The organism is Pseudomonas sp. R62 (assembly GCF_000257605.1).
GTDB lineage: Bacteria > Pseudomonadota > Gammaproteobacteria > Pseudomonadales > Pseudomonadaceae > Aquipseudomonas > Aquipseudomonas atacamensis.
On sequence record NZ_JH635999.1, the window covers coordinates 416,543 to 422,687 of the forward strand.

Here is a 6,145-nt window from a genome sequence, read left to right on the forward strand (position 1 = left end):
CTCTGGCTTTCCAGAGGTGGCAGAGCGGTTTATTGCACCGACCTGAAAAGTCGGCGTTCAGGTAACTGGACCACGGGTTCGAACCCCGTCCTCTCCGCAAAGCCCCTTCCAGCAATGGCGGGGGTTTTCTGGTTCTAGGGTTCCAATTCATGCAGCCAGCCGCTGATAAAGCTCAATGATGTCTGCGGCGTTGGCGGCGACCAGTGCCTCGGCTTCGTCTGGACAGACGCTGTTGCCGATCAGCCGCACCTGGTCGACCTTCTTGATGTCGCGCCATTCCTCTGCGCCGGTGACCGGGTCGACGAACAGGCCGCGGTCAATGATGTAATCCTTGTCGAAGCCTTGCGCGGCCTTCAGCTCTGGGGGTTGCAGCATGCGCAGCGTGATATCGATCAGCACGTAGCCGCCGACCATCACCATTTCGGCCGGGTTTTTGAAGTGCTCCGGCAGATATTTGTGCATGAAGGCGGCGCAGCGCCGGGCTCCTTCCATTTGATCGGGCGTCAGCGTGTTCGGCACCTGCACCGTCTCGACAACCGCGACGCGGTCTTTCGTCGGCAGCGTGTGCATCGGCTCATTGAGCGAAATGCCGTCCCTCTCGTTGCCGTAATACTTCACCAGGTAGGCGCTTACCAGGCGCTGATTGGCGCCGGACTGGCAAATGGTCGATATCGGATCGTAGGCCGATCGGCCGTCGCCTTTGTAGAAGCCGCCATTGGCCTGCTCGAAAAACGCTGTCGATATCGCGTGGTGGCCGGTACTGGTCGCGACCACCCCAAGCGGATCCGTCATGTCAGCGCCCACCGAGCCTTTGCGTAAGGTGACCATGTTGGCGGCCGCCATCGCGAAGTGTCCGCCTTTGACTTGGGCGACCTGCGTGCGCAGCGGCTCCTGCACGTCGAAGTTGCGTTGTGCTGATCCGTTGGCGCACTCGGTGAGGAAGGGCGCTGCAACCGGCTGCACCAGCGCGTGATGGGTGCCGCCCGCGCTGATTGTGGAAAGCGCTTCGTCGGTACCGTGCGTGCTGGTGTGCGCCGATGAGGTGCCGCGCATTGGAACAATGAAAGGCATCGCACTGGTCAGGACATGACGCCAGCAGCCCTTGGCCACGCGGCGCATCGTGTTCTCAGCCATCGGTTTGTCGCGGAAGATCGTGCGCCCGAGGTTGCTCCAGTCGATGCACTCCGCCGCCGAGCGCCACGGCAATTGTTTCGCCGCTGGCCGCTTGTGACGTTTCGGCGCGGGCCAGACGATCGGCTTCCCGTCGCTGCGCGCCACCAAGTACAGGCGCTTGCGGATGGTCGGGGTGCCGGCATTCGCCGCGATGCGCTCCCTCCACTCAGCGTTGTAGCCCAGCCCTCGCACCAGAGCCTCCACCGGCACGAACTCTCCGATCGCCTCGATGATCTCCGGCATATCCGGATGGTCAGCGGGCAGGCCGGTGCTGATCGCGGCAATAAAAGCTTTGAAGGTGCGGCCGCGTTCAGACTTGATCGGTTGGCCGTCATCGTCGATAGGACCCCAGTCGCAGAACTCTTCAACGTTTTCGAGGAAGAGCAGGCGCGACTTCGTGACGTACAGCCAGCGGATCACAACCCAGGCCAGCCCGCGGACACCACGATCACGCGGCGCGCCGCCCTTGGCTTTGCTGTGATGCCGACAGTCTGGCGATGCCCAGATGATCGCCACCGGCTGGCCACCCGTTGCTTCGCGAGGATCCACCTCGAAAACGTCCGCTACATAGTGAGCCGTCTGCGGGTGGTTGGCGCGGTGCACAGCCAAGGCAATTGGGTTGTGGTTCACCGCCACGTCCGGCTCCCGGTATGCCCGGGCGATACCGGTGCTGGCGCCGCCACCGCCGGCGAACAGGTCGACCACCAGTTCCTTTTCGAACGGCAGGCCCATGCTCGGCTGGCCATGGATGAACTGAGGCAATTTCTGTTGTGCGGACATAGGGGATCCTCGCCGGCTGGCGTGATTCGTATAAGTGGGGTATTTATCTGCAATCTCACACTGGCAGGAGGCCGACATGAGGTTGCAGAGCGATGTGGATGCGTTAGCGGCTATCGAAGAAGACGCTAAAGCGATGCTGAAACGGATAGGACTGCCGGATGACGCGGTGAAGCTGGAGGTGGTCGTGTTTCTTCGGGAGGTTATCGACCTGGCCAGCTACATGGAGTCGGCGCACCGAATCGTTGAAGCGCCGAGCAGCGCGTAATCCAGCCGACAGGTGACACGCTCGTTCAACACTTCTCAGTGAACCCTCGCCGTTTTGCCCGAATCTATCTGGGCATCAGGAGGACGAGTTATGAGATGTATGTGTTGGATCTGCTGGGGGGAAGCGTACCGCAAGGGCATCTACGGCGATTGGGACGACCTTGTGTGCTTCAACTGCGGACGTTACAAAATCAGCCGGCGCTTCTTGGGTGAGCACGTCGGCAAAAAATTCGATGTCGCCGCGATGCGTGAGCGCTTCCAACCTTCGCACGATCGCGACCTGGTCCCGATTGTCGATAGCCACACCGCTGTATTTCAGAGCCGCGCCCAGCAGCCTCCTGTGAAGGATGAGTTGGTCGGGTGGCCTGCTCCGGCGATGAGATCGAAGCGGCTGGTTGATCAGTGACGCAAGCCTAGTGCTCGACCATTTCCGACCATCCTGGCGTTCGAATTGGCGCAACCCTGATAAGTGGGGTATTTGTGTTCGGCCCGGCATGGGGCCGGATCAGGCGCGTCTGACTTTGAAGTGGAGCATCGCCTTGATGCTGTGGCAGTAATCCTGAAGCCGCTCATAGGCCTTGTATTTGGCTTGGCCTCGAGTGGCCGCCCAGACCCTGACCAGGTCTTCGCGGGCTTCCCGGTTCCAGTCGAGGTCATCCCAGTCATGCTTGAACGGTAGGACCAGCCACTCCTTCAGCGGCAACGTCTCGGCCATTTCGCCGTACTGCATTTCGTGCGTTGGGTGGTAGTTGCTGATCCTCTTCTTCGGGTCTTCGTCCAACACCACGCCAATGTAGTGGCCGCGATCAGCCAGGATCACACCGGGCTTTCCGTAGGCGATGACTCGGCGGCCGATTTCGGCGGGCACCTGATAGTGCTGCCGCACGTATTCGCAGTTGTGGTCCATGGATTATCTCCAGTCAGGCGCCGCCCTCCGTGACCGGTGGTGGCAATTTGGTTTGGGTTGGGGTATTACGGGTGACCGGCATGGAGCCGGATCAAGGAGCTGCTAATGGCAAGAACAACAGAAAGCGTTATTTCCATCGTAAAGATTGGCGCAAGCGTGGTAGTCGGCACCCACCACACCACTGAGAGCGTTAAGAGCATCGTCAGAGCGGCAATTTCTAGCGGTTCGCACGTAACTGTCTTGGCGGGTAATCGAACAACCGAGAGTTTGAAGGCGATCGCGAGTCTGGCCCCAAAGCAAGTAACAATTGATTTGAGCTAGAGAAAGCGTAAAGGGCATCCTCATTTTCGCTTACGAAAAGTAGGGTGCCTATTGGACGATTTCGTCTTCAGGCTCCGGAGGGTCATCGATAAGTGACTTCAACCCGGCGGCCCGAATGATGCTCGACACCTTTTCCGTAACAATAAAAGGTGTCGTGACACAGCGAAGCATCTTGGCCTGGGTTTCGAAGTCGGCGGCGATCAGGTTCATCAGCAGCAGCTGGTAAACCTCCTGCTGATTGTTGATGCCGTGGGCGGCCATGACCCGCTTGAGGTCTGGCTTGAACACGCCGGCCACTTCAACCGTAAACTTCTCGACGCCCAATGCAGCGTCCTTTGCTGCGGCCTTCTCGCGCTTTTTCTTCTGCTTGATCGCTTCCTTCGTCGGCTCCTTTACTTCGGCCATGGCCTACCTCTTCAATTCCGCTGAGCGGCAAGTCCAGCCAGGTCTGTCGTTTGCGTTGTTGGGTGCGGAAACGTCTCACGCAGCTACCTTCACCTGTTGCCAGGCGCCGGCGGCGTAGAACAGCTTCGCGGCTTGGGCCTCATCCATCGAGATCTCGTCGGGAATGGCGATCCAGCCTGACGCAACCAGATGGTTCGGGTTCGCGCTGTTGCGCAGCTCCAGGTAGTAGTGCTCGATCGCATCGGTCAGGCGCTCGACCTTGTAGATGCCCTCGGGCGAGATTTCCACCGACTTGATGTACTCGGCGCCGCGCTCGTCTCGACACATGGCGCCGATGTAGATCGTCCAGCGGTAGGAGAAGTCGAAGATCGCGTTGGCGATCGCCAGACTGCGGATCTGCTTGCAGCTCTTCCAGTTCGCCATGATCTGGCTGCCGCTGGGGCCGATGTTCACGACCGCAACGTGGTTGGTGCGCAGCAGCGCCCGGCAGCTGCGTTCAGCCCGGGCGAAACCGTTGTTGGGTTTGCGTTTCGACTTCATAGCGAGTCCGCCATTCTGCGCAGCGCCTCGCGCTCGGCCGCCGATATCGGCTTCGGTCGCCGCTTGAGGACCGTTTCAGGGTCTATTTTTTCCGACCGTTTTGCAGGCTGCGGATTGATTGCTGGGCTTTTCCCGATGCAAAATTTTCCACCAGCAGCCAAGTGCTGTTGCACCTGCTGAGAAAGCTCCATCGCCCTCTCGCGCCGTGACTCGATGTCAGATTTGAGATTGCTGATCATGCCGCCACCTTTACCAGCCTTACGCCGGCCATGCTGAATTTGTTGCCTTGATCGGCGACCAGTGCGTCGAGGTGTTCCCAGCTCACGGTCAGCACCGAGATAGGCGCTTGGCCGTAGGCAACTGCTTTGATCAGCTCTTCCAGATCGAACACTTCGGCCTGCAGGTTCGCCGGCGCCGCAGTTGCTGCTGCTGGCTTCGACGCAGACTGAACAGGCGAGGCTGCTTTTACAGGTGCTGAACTGTTGACTGGTGCAGGCTCAACAGGGGCCTTGGCTTTCGCCTCAGCTTCAATCCGTTGCAGCTCCTGCTGTCGGATCTGCTCGCGCTGCGCCTCGGCTTTTTGCTCCTCAGCCTTCTGGTGCTCAGAGATTCGCACCTTGATCAGCGCGACCAGGTCGTCGTTGGCCTTCAGAACGAGCTGTTGGATGTCGTTGAACAAGAATGCATGGTCGGGCGCGAGCTCGGCCAAGCTGGTCATATTCAAGCGAATTGCATCTGCTGACTGGCTCGCGGCGATTTTTGCTCGAGCCAGCTCGGTATCGACGGCGTCCTGCAGACTGGCAATGGTGCGTTTGTTCTTCATCGCGCCGGCGAAGTCGGAAGCAACCGCTGGCAGCGTCACCCGGCCCAGCGTCTTATTGATGGCCGCGACGTGATCCGCCAGCGACTGCTCTGCCTTCTGCTTGATGTTGGTCTTTACCAGCAGCTCTTGAGCCTTAACGAGCTTGTCGACTTTCAAGCGCGTCTCGCGAGCATGTGCGCTGATTCGATCAAGAGACGAGAAAAGCTCGTCAATGCTTTGGGTTTGGGAGAGCGCTTGTTTCTTCGCTACCGCAACCGCTTCTTCGACATCACCGCACCACTTGACCGCCTTCTTGGCGTCGGCAAAGTCTTGGTCGGTCTGCAGCGTGGTTTTCACAGAGTCGATGACGGCGAGAGCCGAATCCTCGAACACCTTTAGGTTGCTCGCGGTGACCATGCCGGTAAGTTCGATGCGTAGCGCTGGCAGCTCGTCCGGGGCCTTGCCGACGACAATCGACGGCGCCTCGGCCATTTCGAAGTTGGCCAGGTCGGCCTCGAACTGTTTCCAGCCTTCGACCAACTGCGCGGCGCGGCCGGCGACAGGTCGGTACTCCATGTGCACGAAGTTTTCGGCGGTGCCGTCGGAGCAAACGAAAATCACGCGCTCGGCGCCGCTCACCAGCAATTGCTGCTCAAGCTGCCAGTAGTAATGCGGATCCAGCTCGCCGGCCTTCACCTGGGCGACCAGTGATTCGTTCCAAAGCTTGTGCTCGAAGAGGGTCTCGCCCAGCATCGTCGCGCCGTCCATGGAAGCGAGCAGATTGCCGTCGGTGCCCACGACTGGATACAGCTCCTCGCCGATCATGACTTCAACCAGCGGTCGGGCGAGCGCTTCAGTTGCGTGGCCTTTGTCGAAGATGTACTGCTGCGCCTGAGTGACCTCCGGCGTAATGCCGGTTTTCTTCATGGTCAACAGGTCGGTGCGGGTCTGAT

Annotated in this window: 8 protein-coding genes and 1 tRNA gene; 3 read left to right on the forward strand and 6 right to left on the reverse strand. The window is 59.7% G+C overall.

Going from position 1 to position 6,145, the window contains the following annotated elements:
- Window positions 1-12 precede the first annotated feature (12 nt).
- Window positions 13-97: transfer RNA gene (locus OQK_RS20150), tRNA-Phe, on the forward strand.
- A gap of 50 nt (window positions 98-147) precedes the next feature.
- Here OQK_RS20150 and OQK_RS20155 read toward each other — a convergent pair.
- Window positions 148-1,953, reverse strand: a complete 1,806-nt coding sequence (locus OQK_RS20155) for a DNA cytosine methyltransferase (protein WP_016773960.1) — start codon at window positions 1,951-1,953, stop codon at window positions 148-150.
- Between the two features lie 76 nt (window positions 1,954-2,029).
- Between OQK_RS20155 and OQK_RS20160 the strand changes: the two genes are divergently transcribed.
- Window positions 2,030-2,218 carry a hypothetical protein gene (locus OQK_RS20160; RefSeq protein ID WP_016773961.1) on the forward strand — a complete coding sequence of 63 codons (189 nt, stop codon included), beginning with the start codon at window positions 2,030-2,032 and terminating at the stop codon, window positions 2,216-2,218.
- Between the two features lie 99 nt (window positions 2,219-2,317).
- Complete coding sequence (locus OQK_RS20165) at window positions 2,318-2,623, forward strand: hypothetical protein (protein WP_016773962.1); 306 nt, start codon at window positions 2,318-2,320, stop codon at window positions 2,621-2,623.
- Window positions 2,624-2,722: 99 nt separating this feature from the next.
- On the opposite strand, the gene OQK_RS20170 is transcribed toward OQK_RS20165, so the two are convergent.
- The 5 genes from OQK_RS20170 to OQK_RS20195 form a co-directional block, all read right to left on the reverse strand.
- On the reverse strand, window positions 2,723-3,124 hold the full coding sequence (locus tag OQK_RS20170; RefSeq protein ID WP_016773963.1) for a hypothetical protein: 402 nt from the start codon (window positions 3,122-3,124) through the stop codon (window positions 2,723-2,725).
- Between the two features lie 369 nt (window positions 3,125-3,493).
- Window positions 3,494-3,850, reverse strand: a complete 357-nt coding sequence (locus tag OQK_RS20180; RefSeq protein WP_016773965.1) for a hypothetical protein — start codon at window positions 3,848-3,850, stop codon at window positions 3,494-3,496.
- A gap of 75 nt (window positions 3,851-3,925) precedes the next feature.
- Entirely contained in the window at window positions 3,926-4,390 is a 465-nt protein-coding gene (locus OQK_RS20185) for a hypothetical protein (protein ID WP_016773966.1), read from the reverse strand.
- Window positions 4,387-4,629, reverse strand: coding sequence for a hypothetical protein (locus OQK_RS20190; RefSeq protein ID WP_016773967.1), 243 nt, complete (start codon window positions 4,627-4,629; stop codon window positions 4,387-4,389). The genes OQK_RS20185 and OQK_RS20190 overlap by 4 nt, the downstream gene beginning before the upstream one ends.
- Window positions 4,626-6,145: hypothetical protein (locus tag OQK_RS20195; RefSeq protein ID WP_016773968.1), on the reverse strand; the 1,520-nt coding region annotated here is incomplete at its 5' end. The genes OQK_RS20195 and OQK_RS20190, both read right to left, overlap by 4 nt.